The sequence below is a fragment of the Dyadobacter koreensis genome (assembly GCF_900108855.1).
Classification (GTDB): domain Bacteria; phylum Bacteroidota; class Bacteroidia; order Cytophagales; family Spirosomataceae; genus Dyadobacter; species Dyadobacter koreensis.
Window position 1 is genome coordinate 220,730 of record NZ_FNXY01000004.1, and the last position, 16,292, is coordinate 237,021.

The window sequence follows — 16,292 nt, forward strand, 5'->3', positions numbered from 1 at the left end:
CAGGAGATTATCATTTTTGTTTTTCAAACTGAGCCAGTTTCGCTTTTGCAAGTGTTACTGCTTCCTGATCATCTGAATTTTCGATAATGGAAGTGAGCGTAGCTTTCGCCTGTCCAACTTCTTTCAGGCCCATATACACATCGGCGAGCAGAATGAAGGAACGAACGCGCCAGTAGTCAAACCCTTCAAAGGTTTTGCTCATATCCAGAATCGCCGTTTCGGCCTCTTTGTATTTCTTATTTTTAAACAAAATCATAGCGACCATGTAATTCGCTTCCGCCCCGTATTCGTCTTTCGAAGTGCTCGCAAGTTTTTTAAATTCTTCCGATGCTTTTGTCAGATCACCTTTTTCATATGGCACTTTACCCAAATAAAGCTGCGCCTTGCCTAAACCTCCCGGAACAACATTTCCGGCATTTACAACTTCTTTTGCATAATAAAGCGTCGAGTCGTAGCTTTTCAAATTATAATAAGTATCCATCAAACCAATCCAGGCTTGCGTCTGCTCTTTTTTATTTTCAGAATTACGTAAAAGAACCCGGAAATTAGTGACAGCATTGTTGAAGTTGCCACGCCCGATTTCAAGTTCTGCAGAACGCTGGGCAGCGGCAGCTACATAAGTTGAACGATTTTCCTGGACAACTTTTCCATAATACTGCAAAGCTTCTGCAACGTTACCCGTCTTATCAAAAGAAGCTGCCACGAAATATCTTGCGTCATACTGATGCTTGCTTGAAGGATAGCTTTTCAGGAATTCAAGTAATGCCTGTTTCGCATTTTCGTATTTCTCGGCGTAATAAAGATTCCGGACGTTATCGAACTCCACTTCTTCCAGCTTGTCGTTTCCTGGGTTGTTTTTTCTCACAACACCTAGCACCTGAGTAAATTCTTCAGGACGGCCAACCGCCGTGTAACTTTCCTGGATACCTTCCAAGGCACTGCTCGCCGATGGAGAATCAGAATACTCAGAAAGGATTTTGCGGAAATCCACGATTGCCTGTTCGTAAACCTGCAAGTTATAGTAAGACTGTGCACGGCGTAACAGTGCTGCAGGAATCAGATAACTTTTGGGTTTCTCGTTAATCATGCGTGTAAATCCTTTTACTGCGGCGGAATAACTACCATTTTTGAAATCTATATCCGCCATCTGGAAGTAAGCATCATCCAGATAACGTGATCCCGGATATTGACTGATCAGCTGTTCAAACTGGCGGCGGGCGTCTTGCTCCTTATTAATGTACACATAAGCACGTGCCTTCTGGAATAAGGCATAATCCTTATCAATTTTTCCTTTGGCCGACACTTTGTCATAGACACTTATCGCTTCGTTATAATTTTTCGCAGCCAGGTAACAATCTGCGAGACGAACATGTGCGTCCTCAATGATGCTCGCTTCGATACCTTCCGTGTTGCTCACGAAATCTTTGAAGTAACCTAATGCCTGGCTATATTTCTTTTGATTATAATAAACGTAACCCAAGGCATACAAACTTTTTCGCGCATAAATACCTGCCTTAGGATTTTTTGATAACTGCGTGTAGATAGCGACCGCGTCGTCCATTTTTTTCAAGCCCGAGTTGGATTCTGCTTTGTAAAAAGTCGCAGCAATGAAAATATTTTCGTCAACCGGGAACTTGATAGACTTATTAAACAAAGCGAGTGCCTGTTCAAAGCGCTCCTGATTAAATTCCACGACACCCTGATTAAATGTTAATCGCTGGTAAGTCGTATTAATCTTAGAGTTTCGTTTTGGTAAACCTTCGATGTATGTAATCGCGCCTAAATTATTACTCGCACCGGAGTATCCTTCTGCAACCAATTCCGAAGCTTCTTCCTGATGTTTACTATTAGGATATTTAGCAACGAATGCATTCAGCTCTTTGACTGCGTCATTATTGTTGCCGAGATCCAATTGTACTTTTGCATGATTGTAGGCCGCTTCTTCTTTAACAACAGGATTAAAGTCCAACCGTGCTGCATTGTCAAGTGCTGTTAAAGCATAACTTAAATTATTTGTCTTTAAGTAACTGATTCCTAGCAGATATGAAGCGTACTGCGATACAGAATCTTTCCCCGGTGCAACTCCCTTAAGTGTGGAAATTGTTCCCTCAAAGTTGTTTGTACGAAATAAAGAGTGGCCATAATGTAGAGCAACCGACGGAGGTACCGCACCGGACTTCATTTTGTTATACCGCTCATAGGCCTTTACAGCCGCAGCATAGTCTCCTTTTTCATAGTGAACTTCTGCTACATATAATGCAACTTCGGCAATTTTCGTTCCACCTCTCTTCTGTGTAAGAATTTTCTCACCGTAAGCAAGCAGTTTGTCATACTGTTTCAACTGATACAGAGACGATATGATCCAGTTTGGCGCTTCTTCTTTATAGTAAGGATGATTCTCTACCTGCAGGAAATCCTGGTATGCTGCTTCGAAGTTATTCTTCTGATAATTAATTACTCCCGCATAAAATGCTGCATCTCCCGAATTTGCGAAAGACGGATCCTGTTTCACCTGATTGAATAGCGGTAAAGCGGCGTCCAGTTGCTTCGTGTTGTAATAGGCCATAGCGAGCTGGTAAGTACTTTCCATCTTCTTGGAGCCATTTCCAGGAAGCTTTACGGCCTTTTCCAAGTAAGTTATCGCTTTGTCGTATTGCCCTGCTTCATAATAGTAACGCCCAAGATCTCCATAAATCTGCTGTGCCTTCGGGTGTTCCGCATGATTACGAACAAAACGGTCCACCTGTACTTCTGCCTCCGGATAATTGAGATACAAACCTGTGACTGCTACATAATATTCTGCTGTAACCTTATTGTAATCACTTGTACTAAGAAGTTTGTCATTAGCATTTAAATATTCTCCAAATTCCTGTCTGGCGGCGACAAAGTTGGATTTTTCGTAATATTCAAGACCATTGCGAAAATGCGCTTCGGGCTCCGTGTAACTCAATGTACTCTGAGCGTTAACCGAAAACGATCCCACGCATAAGCCTAAACCGAGCGCATAAGTGCTATGTTTTAAAAGCATAGGGGTTAGTTTTGTGGATTTCTGAGGTGACTTAATCTGTTTAATCATAAATAATGTAAAGACAATACTTCGTGGCTGTTACCTGCTGATATATTTGGTAGTTAACGTTTATGGTTATAAAACCGTATAACTGGTGTTTAAATGATGATATACTTTCGATGTAATGTCTAGAAAATGACATCATTACGTTTTAAAGTCTTATCAAAATCTTCATGCATAGCTTCAAATCTCGCTGATACTTTTATGAGAAAAGGTTCATCTATACATTTTTCGATTTCTTCCAGGTTTGTAATCTCGTATTCATCGATTTTGTAAGTTTGCTCGAACATACCTGCTTCAATCTTTATAATGTACTTATTATTCCATTGGTAAATGCTAATCTTGAATTGTTGATGGGGAATATCTTTTATATATCTCATAGGTAAAAAAAATTTCTGCAAAAGTAATCAATTGAAAATTGGGATGAATTCATTACTAAAACTTAGTTTACTAATTTATATAGTGCTAATATTTTTATCCTGCAATAGTCAGGATAAAAAGGATGCTGCTGATTTTTTTCTAAAAGCGAATGTAGCATTAAAACAAAATAATTATACCGAGGCAATCCGACTTTATGACGAAGCGATTGATAAAAATCCTGAATTTCCTGATGCATTTTTAAACAAAGGTATTGCCTTAATGAAAACAGGTAAAATAAGCGATGCTCGTGAGGTTTTAACAGAAGCGATCAGGCTTGACCCAGCACTTGTACAGGCAAATCTCGTAAGAGCCGAATCAGCCCTTCGTTTGGGTGACTTCAACGCCGCGGCAGAAGACCTTAATAAAATAAGCAAAGAGTATGCTGATTCCTCTAAGTATTTTCTGGCTCATGGAAATCTTATGGAAGCTACCAGCAGAACTTCGGAGGCTTTGGCTGATTTTGATAAAGCTATCCTTCTCGATACAAAAAATGTTGAAGCTTATGTGAACCGGGGAGCGGTTTACTACAAGCTCCACTCCTTTCCTCTGGCAAAAAAAGATTTTGAGTCTGCCATAAAACTAAACCCGGCACAGCCGGAAGCACTGAACAATCTGGGATTGATCGCCACAAATAATAAAGCCTGGAACGAGGCAATTTTTTACTTCGACCGAATCTTAAATTCCAACCCTGCCGATCCGCTGGCGCTAAATAATAAAGGATATGTCCTTATTCAGACAAACGCACTGCAGGAGGCGAAAAAGCTCATAGAACGCGCCCTTGATGCCCAACCTGACAACGGTTATGCCTTGCGCAATCTCGGGTTATATTTTCAAAAAAACAATGAGCCGGATAAGGCCTTGAACGAGATGAATAAAGCCATAGAGCTTGCCGAACCTGTCGAATTGCTCTATGGCTATACCGGGCGCCTTTATCTGATTAAAAATAACAAGGCTAAGGCCTGCGAAACATGGAAAAAAGGCGTTGTACTGAAAGATTCAATAGCAATCGAAGAGTTGGCAAAAAATTGCAGGTAATTTACCGATTTTGCCATTGACCTGCTATGTCCTTTTTAAAGTCTTTCCAGGCCTTGGCATTCTCAACCGGATCGGTGAATATCTCTAAAATACCAATCGTACTGTTCGTCATAAATCCTTTCATAACTATTTTTAATGAGTTAAAATCACTGGCTTCGAAATATGTAATTTTCGAATCTGCGGCCGTCCTTTTAGCTGTGAAGGAATGTCGTGTTTCAAAATAATTTTCCAGCTCAGGAAGAGCAGCCGGCCCGTCAATCATTCTAAAAATATTACCACCGGCATTGTTCAATACGATAATCCGCAAATTGGCCGGGAGCGGCTCTATAAGCAAACCGTTTCGATCGTAAAGGAAAGCAACATCACCTACGAGAAGATAAACCGGTTTGGAGGTAATAAGGGCCGCACCAATAGCCGTACTCACACAACCATCAATACCACTTGTACCGCGATTTGCAAAAATTTCAAGGTGTTTTGAAGAATCCCCCAAGGCGTTCACATAACGGATCGGCATGCTGTTTGCTATGTGGAGCTGCGCTCCATCCGGAAGTTCATTAAGCAGGAAATTAACAGCCGTTAAATCATTTAACATCGATAGATTATTCAGTTCTTCGATGACTATCGCTTTCGCTTTTCTGTTTGCATCTATCCAATCTTGATTAAAGGCTGCAATATTATCAGAATCATCGCCCTGTACAAAGTGCTGATAATCAATTTTTTCAAAAACTTGTTCAAAGAAATACTCTGCGGACACCGGAATTTGGCGTGTTAATGAAAAAAAGGTATCAACCAAAAAGCCATCCTCACTAATGTGCCAATGCTCGATCGCAGCATTTTTTTGCAAAAATTGCTTTAAAGACTTTGAGATGAAGGACAATCCATAGGTAATCAGTAATTCCGGCCTTAACTTATCACTGTTAGAATTCGGTAAAAACACATCATGATAAGTTATAAAGTTGTCAGATCCGGCTTGATTCGAAATTGTATCACCCAAAACGGCCACACCAAGTTCGTCAGAGATTCTGACAAGCGAAACATTAAGTTTTTCACTCCGTTTATGCTGTCCACCTGCTATTAAAATCTTGTCGAAACCATCCCACTCATTCAGGAGCTCGTTCCAGGTTTCTGTTGATAGTATTGCATTTGATTCTATCTTTTTTACAATTCTTATGTTCTGAGAAATTGTAAAATTTTCTTCTGGTGACGGATAAAAAGGCTCCCGAATCGGGACGTTGATATGCACGGGCCCGCAAGGTTTGGACAGCGTGAAAATAACCGCTTCATTGACCGTTCTGTTGATCATCCAGAGAGAGTCCTTATGCGTGTAATCTGAGGGAATAGTGAAAGACTTCTTGACATGTTTCCCATAGATTTCCGACTGATAAATTGTTTGCCCATCCAGTTGATGAATCCATTCCGGTGGTCGGTCTGCGGTTAATATCAGTAAAGGAATTTGCTGAAAAAACGCTTCGGTAATCGCTGGTGCGTAATTATAGGCCGCACTGCCGGAAGTGCAAATAAGAACTACCGGAACTTGAAGTTGCTGAGCCATTCCAAGGGCAACAAATCCAGCTGACCTCTCATCCATAGCCACAAGCGTTTTAAAGCCGTCATGGCGTGAAAAAGCGAGTGTTAATGCCGCACTTCGCGATCCGGGAGAAATTACTACGTGCCGTATGCCATGGGCAAAGCATATTTCGGCTAAATCAATTAAGGGCTGTAATAATGCCATATTGTTTGTATACAAAAATAGCCTCAAAAGAGGCCATTTTAATTTTGATAGAACCAGGACTTTCCGTAATGATTATCCTTTTCAATATATTATTGAAAACTTAACCTAGGTATGTTTTCAAAGCTTTGCTTCTTGATACATGACGTAACCTGCGAATAGCCTTTTCTTTGATCTGACGCACGCGTTCACGTGTAAGGTTAAACTTCTCACCTATCTCTTCCAAAGTCATCGCATGCTCGCCGTTAAGGCCGAAATAAAGAGCGATTACATCTGCCTCTCTCTGCGTCAATGTGCAAAGTGCACGCTGCACCTCCTTACGCAATGATTCGTTTACCAAACCAGAATCCGGCTTGTCTTCCAAATCGTTTTCAAGTACATCAAGAAGACTGTTTTCTTCTCCCTGAACGAAAGGCGCATCCATGGATACGTGACGTCCTGAGATTTTCATGGTGTCCACAACTTCCGAAGAAGAAATTTCCAACACTTCTGCAAGTTCTTCCGGAGATGGCTCACGCTCAAAACGTTGTTCCAGCTCAGAAAAAGTCTTTGATATTTTATTTAAAGAACCAACGCGGTTTAATGGAAGACGTACAATACGTGACTGCTCAGCAAGCGCCTGCAGAATTGACTGGCGAATCCACCATACTGCATAGGATATAAATTTAAACCCACGTGTTTCATCGAAACGTTGCGCAGCTTTAATAAGACCCAGATTTCCTTCGTTGATCAAGTCACCCAAAGAAAGTCCCTGATTTTGATACTGTTTCGCAACCGAAACAACAAAACGCAAGTTCGCCTTTGTCAGCCTTTCCAACGCAAGTTGGTCACCGTCCCGTATTTTTTGAGCTAACGTCACTTCCTCATCCGGCGTTAACAAATCTACCTTCCCGATTTCCTGCAAGTATTTATCTAACGACTGACTTTCACGGTTGGTGATCTGCTTACTGATCTTTAGCTGTCTCATCTAAATTCAAATATTAATATGTATAAATAACGACATTTACAAATGCCCTTGTTGATGAAAACACAATTTTATGCGTTTTTGTTCTCTGGTTTTGGAAGCAACACTTTGCGAGACAGGCGATACTTACCTGTTTTCTTGTCAACCTCAACCAATTTCACCTGCACTTCTTCTCCAACCTCGAGAACACCATCCATATTTTCGATACGCTCCCATTTAATTTCCGAAATGTGAAGCAATCCGTCTTTTCCAGGTAAAAACTCAACGAACGCGCCAAACGGCATGATAGATTTCACTTTTCCTGAATATATCTCACCAATTTCCGGTACAAGAATGATTCCTTTGATACGAGAAACAGCTTTATCCATGGAAGTCTTATCTGCCGAGAATATACTTACATAACCTGCACCATCTTTTTCTTCAATAGAAACCGTAGCACCAGATTCTTTCTGAATATCCTGAACAACCTTACCACCAGGCCCGATTACTGCTCCAATCATCTCACGGTCAATTTTTATTATGACGGCACGAGGCGTGTGAGGTTTCAGATCAGGACGATGTTCTTTAATCGTTTTATTCATTTCACCCAAAATATGCAGACGGCCAGCCTTTGCTTGCAAAAGCGCTTCTGACAATACTTCGAAAGAAAGTCCATTTACCTTAATATCCATCTGGCAAGCCGTGATACCTTTTTCAGTACCTGTTACCTTGAAATCCATATCACCCAGGTGATCTTCGTCTCCAAGAATATCAGAAAGTACTGCGTACTGGCCTGTTTTTTCATCTGAGATCAACCCCATTGCAATTCCTGACACAGGAGCTTTGATTTTTAAACCAGAGTCCATAAGTGCCAACGAACCAGCGCAAACAGTTGCCATAGATGACGAACCATTAGATTCCAAAATATCAGAAACGATACGGATCGTGTATGGATTGTCTTCTGGTGCAGGAAGAACTTTTTTCAATGCACGCAAAGCAAGGTTACCATGCCCAACTTCACGACGTCCTGGCCCACGGTTAGGTTTCACTTCACCCGTTGAGAAACCCGGGAAGTTATAATGAAGCAAGAATTTACTGTAACCATATTTCAATGGCGTATCAATAATCTGTTCATCATTTTTTGTACCCAACGTTACTGTTGTAAGTGACTGAGTTTCACCACGTGTAAACAAAGCAGAACCGTGTGCATTCGGCAGAAAATCAATTTCAGAAGCGATAGGACGAACTTCATCCAATGCACGTCCGTCGAGACGTTTTCTTTCATCAAGAACAAGACGGCGGGAAGCATCATATTCAAGGTCGTGGAAGTAACGTTTCACAAGCGAAAGATTAACTTCCTCATCTTCACCGATTGTTTCCAAAAATTCAGCAAGAACAGCCTTTGCGCCTTCCTTACGTACATTTTTATTTTTAGAGCCTAACTGAGCAACTGCATATACCTTATCGTAGCAGAAAGAACGAACGCGAGCTTCAAGCTCTTCATCCTGAACATCTCCTACGTATTCACGTTTTACAATATTTCCGACAGCAGCTTCGAATTCTTTAACTGCAAGACACTGTTGTTTAATAACTTCGTGAGCAAATTTCAAAGCCTCGATAACTTCTTCTTCCGAAACTTCGTCCATCTCACCTTCTACCATCGTAATATCCTGGTAAGTAGCACCTACCAACAGATCCAAAGTAGCATTTTCTAAAACCGAAGCACCCGGATTGATAACCAGCTGTCCGTCAATTTTAGCAACGCGTACTTCCGAAACAGGTCCTCCGAAAGGAATATCAGATGCAGCGATTGCGGCCGAAGCAGCAAGAGCAGCCAATGCGTCCGGCAAAGCTTCTGCATCCGCCGAGATCAACATGATATTGACCTGAATTTCGGCATGGTAATCATCCGGAAAAAGAGGACGAAGAACGCGGTCAACCAAGCGGCTTACTAAAACTTCATGGTCCGAAAGTTTTCCTTCACGACGCATAAAGCTTCCCGGAATTCTACCTGCGGACGCAAATTTTTCCTGGTAATCAACAGAAAGAGGCAAGAAATCAATTCCCTCTCTAATATCTTTATTGGCAACAACAGTAGCTAATAGCATGGTATTACCCATACGTACCACGACCGATCCATCTGCCTGTTTTGCTAACTTTCCTGTTTCAATTGTAATTTCTCTACCATCAGGCAATGGTATCGTTTTGGTCACTATGTTAAATAGCATAGAATATGTAATGTTTGGTAGCTGTGAAAACGTCACCAGAACGTTTCCTGTAAAATTCTGTCAAATTCCGCAAAAAATCAGGGAACTTACGATGCTGCAAGTTCCCTGATCTAATAAATTACTTACGGATGTTCAATTCCGCGATGATCGCACGGTAACGAGTAATGTCGTTTTTGTAAAGATAATCCAATAATCTTCTACGCTTTCCTACCATTTTAAGTAGTCCAAGACGAGTATCGTTATCTTTTTTGTGCGTCTTTAAGTGCTCGTTCAAATAGTTGATACGGTACGTAAATAAAGCAATTTGTGATTCGGCCGATCCAGTGTCTCCGCCTTCTTTTTTAAAACCTTTGGTTTCGAAGATCTCTCTCTTCTTTTCCGTAGTTAAATACATGATTGTAACAACAGATTAAATATGTGAATGGATTTACAGCACTTTGCTGTAAACAAGGTCGCAAAAGTACAAATTCTTTTAATATAAAGAAAATATAATTTTACTATGAATTGATAAGCCTTGATTTCCCAAATCTACTTACGAAGAATGATTTAATTCTTTTAATACGCATTTGGTACACATCCTTATCAAAAAGCCGTGAGTCACTTCGTGCACGATCAATGAAGTAGGCTCCTGCTATAAACAATACCGTATTGGCAAGCCACGCTCCGACAGGAACACTCAGTAAACCTTCCTTAACCCATTTATCACCTTGGTTAATGAGCACGTAAAGCAGGATAAAAAACAAAACAGAGACCAGAACCGGCACTCCAAATCCTCCTTTTTTGATAATAGCTCCAAGTGGCGCACCGATCAGAAACATTACAAGACAGGATATTGCATTGGTATATTTATGGTGTTTTTCTAATTCATACTTGCTTGCGTCCTTCAACTTGGCCAGCAGATAATCTGCGTTAGACTTGACGTAACTCTGCATACTTGACGCAGAACTTTTTGCATTGGTCAGGATTTCTGTCTTCAAGCTATCCTTGACAGGTTTAGCTAATAGCGAATCAATCCATTTTCCTGACTTCAAGGTTTTATCGGTACCTTGTTTGTAATTGTATGAAAAATACTGCTGACTATTCGGGAGAAGATTCTTCTTAGTTTCATCATACGAAGTTTTAATGGAGTCTGCGGTATGGTTCAAATCATCAATATTCTTCATGAACTCGTGGTACTTGAATTGCCCTTCATCCGTGCGTTTCATACCGAAAGAAGACAAGCTTTCCACAAGTTTATAATGGTCAAAAACATTTCTTGTGAATTTGGAACTGGGTGGCGGCGCTCCGGCGCTTCCCGTAGCTATAGGCGAAATATAAGCTCTACCATTTCCTTCTGTTTCCTCATTATACATCGTGCCGTTATACAATTCGATAACTAAATTTGAGTTCTCGTTAATTGTATACATTTTGCCTGAATCGGCTAAAATTATCTGTGTGTTACCGCGCTCATATGACCGGTTATCATGTTTGTAGATGACCATTCCTTTCATGGACTGCGCATCGGCCATTTTCTTATCAACCTTGATACTGTAACCTGGAAGATCATTGTAAAAAATCCCTTCCTTAATCTTTAAAGTAGCCTTGGTTGTCTTAATATCGTAGAGAAGACTATACCCTTTTAAATTCGCCCACGGAGAAACCCTGTCGTTGAAATAGAAGGAAAATATACTGATCCCGACGGCTACAATAAATAAAGGAGCCATCGCTCTGACAACTGAAATACCAGCGCTTTTGATCGCAGTGAGCTCAAAGAACTCTCCCAGGTTGCCAAAAGCCATCAAAGACGACAAAAGCATAGCTAACGGAAGTGCTGTTGGAACAGTAATCAGACTGAAGAAAAAGAATAACCGTCCGTAATCCCAAAGCCCAAGATCTTTCGACACAAAATCGTCAATATAAAAAATCATGATTTTCATTAAAAATATGAAAACCACCACTGACATTGTAACTATAAATGGCCCCCAAAAGGACATAAGTATAAGCTTATCCAGCTTTTTCATCAACTCCCTACAATTTCTTTAAGATTATCCATAAACCCATTCCACAGCGATATTAGTTCAGCTTCATCCTTATTTGCCGAATAATCTGTCACCCTCAAAAAGGTCGTTTGCGTAAGTTCACTAACTTCCAGCTTCATTTCCAGATGGTTATTATCCAGGTCATCATCGCTGGTATTTTCAAATTCAAATTTAACTGCTTTATTTATTCTCAACCCTGTCTGTCTGGCAATATGACTATCTCCATCCCATTGAAAATCGAACCTTTGATTTGGCAATACAATTACCTTTTCTGCAAACCACTGCTCAAGGCCCGAAGGCGTAGAAATATATGGAAATAAAACTTTTGGGGAGGAGCGTAATTCAAATTCAGTCGTAAACTTAAATTTTTCCATCGGGACTGGGTTTATTGGTTCTTCCATTCTGATAAGGTTAACCTGCTGATCTTAAAAGTTGTAATATAATATAAAACGTTAATAAAAACAGATAACGTACATTTTTGTTTTTTTACAATTTAGTTTTTTTCAATCAATTTACCAAAAACAGTTGCATTGTAAAAATCTTTGACATACTTTTGCACCACAATAACGGTACGGCGGGGTAGCTCAGATGGTTAGAGCGTAGGATTCATAACCCTAAGGTCGGCAGTTCGATTCTGCTCCCCGCTACGAAAAAAGGCATCCTTCCGGATGCTTTTTTTGATTTACGAAAGTCTAGAAATTAAAATCTTCGATTAGATCTGCGTCGGATTTTTATGTTTTAAACAGCCCCCAATCGTCGAGCTTCCGGCAGATATTTCAATTTACATCAGAATTCTTAGTGATATGTTGCCTTCACTGACGGACCAGAGTGTACAGCAGCAAACTCCGGAAAACTGATCAAAAAATCACGGGAATATCTTTCTGTAAACAAATTACTTTTCGCCGGGACGGCATATCAGCTGGGTTATGAATATCATTAATCGTTCAACAGGCATTCTGAGGCGAGAATGAACATTTCCCCTCTGGAATTCCGGCAACGGTTTGATTAAACGCCATGATTGCCAGCAAATAACTAAAATCCATCCGTCGGGTCTTCACGGATGGATTTTAGTTTCTGACAATTTCCACGGCATCATCAGAATTAAATTTCCTATCTTTAAGTTAATAGTATGATCAGCTCAAAGTACTCCCGTCATTACACCATGATATGAAATTATTACTAAAATATCTTAGCCGATATAAAGGCCTTATTTTCCTCGCATTAATACTAGCCGCAATCAACCAGATTTTTTCACTGCTTAACCCGTACATTCTGGGAAATGTTTTGATAGATCCGTTTGCGAACAAAGCCAAATACTTCCGTGACAACGATTTAGGAAACGAATTCTTCAAAGGCATTACGATTGGCTTGCTGATGATTATAGGTGCAGCGATGGTTTCACGTATTGCCAAAGCATTCCAGGACTATGTCGTCAATGTGGTTATTCAAAAATTTGGAGCCGATCTTTACACTGATGGACTGAGACATGCCTTACGTTTACCCTATCAGGATTTTGAAGATCAGCGCAGTGGCGAGACACTCTCCGTTTTACAGAAAGTCCGCGCTGATTGTGAGAAATTCATTACCAATTTTGTCAATGTGCTCTTCGCAACTTTGGTCGGAATTGTTTTTGTAACAATCGTGGCTTTTAAACTAAGCCCAATGCTGCCGGTTATATATCTGATCGGTTCAATCGTGCTCGCTTTACTGACAAGTATTTTGAGCCGTAAGATTAAAGAAGTCCAAAAAAATATCGTCAAAGAAACAACGGCGCTTGCAGGTTCGACAACCGAATCTTTAAGAAATATTGAACTGGTCAAAAGCTTAGGGTTAACGCAACAGGAGATTCGCCGGCTTAATTTAACAACATTCAGGATACTGAAACTGGAATTAAAAAAGGTAAAAAGTATCCGCTCGATCAGTTTTATACAGGGAACCTTCGTGAATTTTTTGCAGCAATGCATTATGTTCTCACTACTGTTTTTTGTATTTCACGACCAGATAACGGTCGGACAGATGATGATGATGCAGTTTTATTCATTTTTCATTTTTACTCCTTTACAAGAGCTTGGAAACGTAATTTTGTCATACCGGGAAGCGGAAGCATCATTAATAAATCTGGAAAAACTTCTTAGCCGGCCTATTGAAAGAAAACCGGCTCATCCGGAAAGAATTGACGCAGTGGAGACGCTGCGCTTCGAGAAAGTACATTTCCAGCATCAAAGCGCAAAACGACCTGCGCTGGATGAAATTTCTTTTAATGTAAAACGTGGTGAAACCATTGCTTTTGTGGGCCCGTCGGGATCCGGAAAAACTACGCTGGTTAAATTGCTGGTCGGATTATATCATCCCAACACCGGAAGTATATACTATAACGATCACAGTGACAGCAGTATCGATTTTGATGAGCTTAGGCACCAGATCGGTTTTGTGACGCAGGATACGCAACTTTTTTCGGGCACCATTAAAGAAAATCTATTGTTCGTGAACCCTGCGGCGACGGACGAAATGATTACCGAAGTATTAAAAAAAGCGGCCTGTTATAATCTGCTCCTACGTGCCGAAAACGGAATTGATACAGTAATTGGAGAAGGCGGGCTGAAATTATCGGGAGGCGAACGCCAGCGGTTATCCATCGCGCGGGCACTTCTCCGCAATCCCCACTTAATGATATTTGATGAGGCAACTTCTGCACTGGATTCTTTAACGGAAGAAGAAATCAGCAATACAATCCGCAACATTACGAGCCAGCGGCAGCACATTACCGTAATGATTGCCCATAGACTTTCTACGATCATGTATGCCGACCGGATATATGTTCTGGAAAAGGGAAACATTATCGAAACCGGAAGCCACAGCGCCCTGCTTGAAGAAAAAGGCCTGTATTATGCCATGTGGAGGCAACAGATCGGCGAACGAAAAGACGTTCACGCATTGGAATCCTAAGAAGTAAAAATCCATTTTGAGACCTGAATTTTGCTGATAACAACTCAGCAAGATTCAGGTTTTTTCAGTTGCAGGGAAGAAATAATTTTACTGTTACAAACAGTAATTCAAAAGCAATGAATACAATCTCCGAAATTATCGAATCTGCTGACTGGGAAAAAATCTCTGAAAATATGAATGGCAGCGGTTATGCTATTTTGCCAAAAATCATCACCCCCGAACAATGCGATCAACTCGTTGCACAGTATGAAAGTCCTGATCTTTACCGAAAAAGAATCGTGATGGAGCGATACCGCTTCGGTCTGGGAGAATATAAATATTTTCAATATCCACTGCCCGAGCTGATCCAACAGATAAGAAAGTGTGTTTACCCCAAGCTTGTTCCGATAGCAAACAGTTGGATGAAGGCGCTGAACATCAATAGAATTTTCCCAAAAACGCTTGAAGAACTTCACAAGTTATGTAGGGAGCATGATCAGACTGAGCCTACTGTATTAATCCTGATGTATGGAAAAGGAGGATACAATACGTTACATCAGGATCTGTACGGAGAAATCTTCTTTCCAATGCAGCTTGTGATCTTTCTGAATGACCCGGAAAAAGATTATCAGGGAGGTGAATTCGTTCTGATCCAGCAAACACCGCGTGCACAGTCCAAAGCAATTATTTTAAGACCAAAAAAGGGCGATATATTATTGTTTACGACCAATTTCAGACCTGCAAAGGGGACAAAGGGATATTATCGCACGAATATGAAACACGGAGTAAGCGAAGTTCTTGCTGGACGGAGATGCACACTGGGTATCATTTTTCATGACGCTCAAAGTTAAATCACCGCAGAAGCATTGAGGGTTTCAATGCCTCCTGACAAAGTTAATGGACAATTTTAAAGACCAGCTCTTTCAGAAGTTCTCCTTCCGGCGTACTCACGCCATCCAAGCCCTTTAAGCGGCTGTCCGCTTCGCGCAAATAATGGATCACGTGCGCAACCTTGGGAAGCGGATAGTTCCTGGCTGCAAGAGAATAGTCTTTAACAAAAAAAGGATTGACCCCTAACGCCGACGCCAGGCCCTTTTCTGATTTATCCTGACTGGCATGAACAAGCAATACCTTTGAGAAAAACCCAAACAGAATGATCAGGATCGGAGCAAGCGGGTTGTCTTTTGAATTAGCAGAGAAATGCGTTGCGATCTTATTAGCTTTGATCACATCACGCATCAACAGCGCTTTCTGAAATTCAAAGACATTATACTCCTTGCTGATGCCAACGAAACGTTCAACAACCTCTGCGTCGATTCCCTGATCAACCCGCAGGTTGACCATGATTTTTCTTATCTCATTGGTCAATCTTTTCAAGTCGTTGCCAATATTGTCAACCATCATCTGTATCGCTTTCGGACTTATCTTTACACCTTCCGACTGACAATAAGACGCTACCCAATCCGGCAGTTTATTGTCATACATCTTTTTTGATTGTACAACATGACCATGGGTATTGAAAGCTTTGATAAATGTCTTGCGTTCGTCGGCATTTGCGTGAAAACAAAAAACCAGTACTGTGCTGTGCAACGGATTTGAGACATAATCCTCCAGACGTGCCTGCTGTTCTTTTTGATCAATACCACCTAATTTATTTGCATCTTTCACGATAACAAGCTGTCGCTCTGCCATAAACGGATAACGGCGCGCGTAACTCAGCACGCCCGCCACGTCTGTGTCTTTTCCGTAAAGGACAAACTGATTAAATCCTTTTTCCGATTCTGACACTACACGTTCTTCGAGGGCATCGGCAATAATATCGATATAAAAAGGTTCATCGCCGTGCAGAAAATATACCGGTTTAAACTTTTTACTTTTAATTTCTTTAAGAGCAGCGTCAGGCGTTTGAGCCATGTTTTAATCTAAA

At 40.9% G+C, this 16,292-nt stretch carries 12 protein-coding genes and 1 tRNA gene; 4 read left to right on the forward strand and 9 right to left on the reverse strand.

Going from position 1 to position 16,292, the window contains the following annotated elements; genetic code table 11:
* Positions 1 to 10 precede the first annotated feature (10 nt).
* Together BMY70_RS13190 and BMY70_RS13195 are read right to left on the reverse strand one after the other, a co-directional pair.
* Positions 11 to 3,028, reverse strand: coding sequence for a tetratricopeptide repeat protein (locus BMY70_RS13190; RefSeq protein ID WP_090335669.1), 3,018 nt, complete (start codon positions 3,026 to 3,028; stop codon positions 11 to 13).
* A 167-nt stretch (positions 3,029 to 3,195) separates the two neighbouring features.
* On the reverse strand, positions 3,196 to 3,447 hold the full coding sequence (locus tag BMY70_RS13195; RefSeq protein WP_090335670.1) for a hypothetical protein: 252 nt from the start codon (positions 3,445 to 3,447) through the stop codon (positions 3,196 to 3,198).
* Between the two features lie 43 nt (positions 3,448 to 3,490).
* Here BMY70_RS13195 and BMY70_RS13200 point away from each other — a divergent pair, with 43 nt between their 5' ends.
* Positions 3,491 to 4,522 carry a tetratricopeptide repeat protein gene (locus BMY70_RS13200; protein WP_090335671.1) on the forward strand — a complete coding sequence of 344 codons (1,032 nt, stop codon included), beginning with the start codon at positions 3,491 to 3,493 and terminating at the stop codon, positions 4,520 to 4,522.
* Between the two features lies 1 nt (position 4,523).
* Here BMY70_RS13200 and menD read toward each other — a convergent pair whose 3' ends face one another.
* From menD to BMY70_RS13230, 6 genes are all read right to left on the reverse strand, one after another.
* Entirely contained in the window at positions 4,524 to 6,254 is a 1,731-nt protein-coding gene (gene menD, locus BMY70_RS13205) for a 2-succinyl-5-enolpyruvyl-6-hydroxy-3-cyclohexene-1-carboxylic-acid synthase (protein ID WP_090335672.1), read from the reverse strand.
* 100 nt (positions 6,255 to 6,354) lie between these two features.
* Complete coding sequence (locus BMY70_RS13210; RefSeq protein ID WP_015810559.1) at positions 6,355 to 7,218, reverse strand: sigma-70 family RNA polymerase sigma factor; 864 nt, start codon at positions 7,216 to 7,218, stop codon at positions 6,355 to 6,357.
* Positions 7,219 to 7,286: 68 nt separating this feature from the next.
* Entirely contained in the window at positions 7,287 to 9,422 is a 2,136-nt protein-coding gene (gene pnp, locus BMY70_RS13215; RefSeq protein ID WP_090335673.1) for a polyribonucleotide nucleotidyltransferase, read from the reverse strand.
* Positions 9,423 to 9,540: 118 nt separating this feature from the next.
* Positions 9,541 to 9,816 carry a 30S ribosomal protein S15 gene (rpsO, locus tag BMY70_RS13220; RefSeq protein ID WP_090335674.1) on the reverse strand — a complete coding sequence of 92 codons (276 nt, stop codon included), beginning with the start codon at positions 9,814 to 9,816 and terminating at the stop codon, positions 9,541 to 9,543.
* Positions 9,817 to 9,919: 103 nt separating this feature from the next.
* A complete protein-coding gene (locus BMY70_RS13225; protein ID WP_090335675.1) occupies positions 9,920 to 11,422 on the reverse strand; it encodes an LptF/LptG family permease in 1,503 nt (500 codons plus the stop codon).
* Positions 11,422 to 11,814 (reverse strand): START-like domain-containing protein, encoded by a 393-nt coding sequence (locus tag BMY70_RS13230; RefSeq protein ID WP_090335676.1) that lies wholly within the window; start codon positions 11,812 to 11,814, stop codon positions 11,422 to 11,424. The genes BMY70_RS13225 and BMY70_RS13230 overlap by 1 nt, the downstream gene beginning before the upstream one ends.
* Before the next feature lie 199 nt (positions 11,815 to 12,013).
* On the opposite strand from BMY70_RS13230, the gene BMY70_RS13235 reads away from it, so the two are divergent.
* The 3 genes from BMY70_RS13235 (at position 12,014) to BMY70_RS13245 (ending at position 15,216) form a co-directional block, all read left to right on the forward strand.
* Positions 12,014 to 12,087 (forward strand) — tRNA-Met (locus BMY70_RS13235).
* Between the two features lie 520 nt (positions 12,088 to 12,607).
* Positions 12,608 to 14,386, forward strand: coding sequence for an ABC transporter ATP-binding protein (locus BMY70_RS13240; RefSeq protein ID WP_090335677.1), 1,779 nt, complete (start codon positions 12,608 to 12,610; stop codon positions 14,384 to 14,386).
* A 116-nt stretch (positions 14,387 to 14,502) separates the two neighbouring features.
* A complete protein-coding gene (locus tag BMY70_RS13245; RefSeq protein WP_090335678.1) occupies positions 14,503 to 15,216 on the forward strand; it encodes a 2OG-Fe(II) oxygenase in 714 nt (237 codons plus the stop codon).
* 43 nt (positions 15,217 to 15,259) lie between these two features.
* Here the strand turns inward: BMY70_RS13245 and holA are convergent, their stop codons facing one another.
* Positions 15,260 to 16,279, reverse strand: a complete 1,020-nt coding sequence (gene holA / locus BMY70_RS13250; RefSeq protein ID WP_090335679.1) for a DNA polymerase III subunit delta — start codon at positions 16,277 to 16,279, stop codon at positions 15,260 to 15,262.
* Between the last annotated feature and the right edge of the window lie 13 nt (positions 16,280 to 16,292).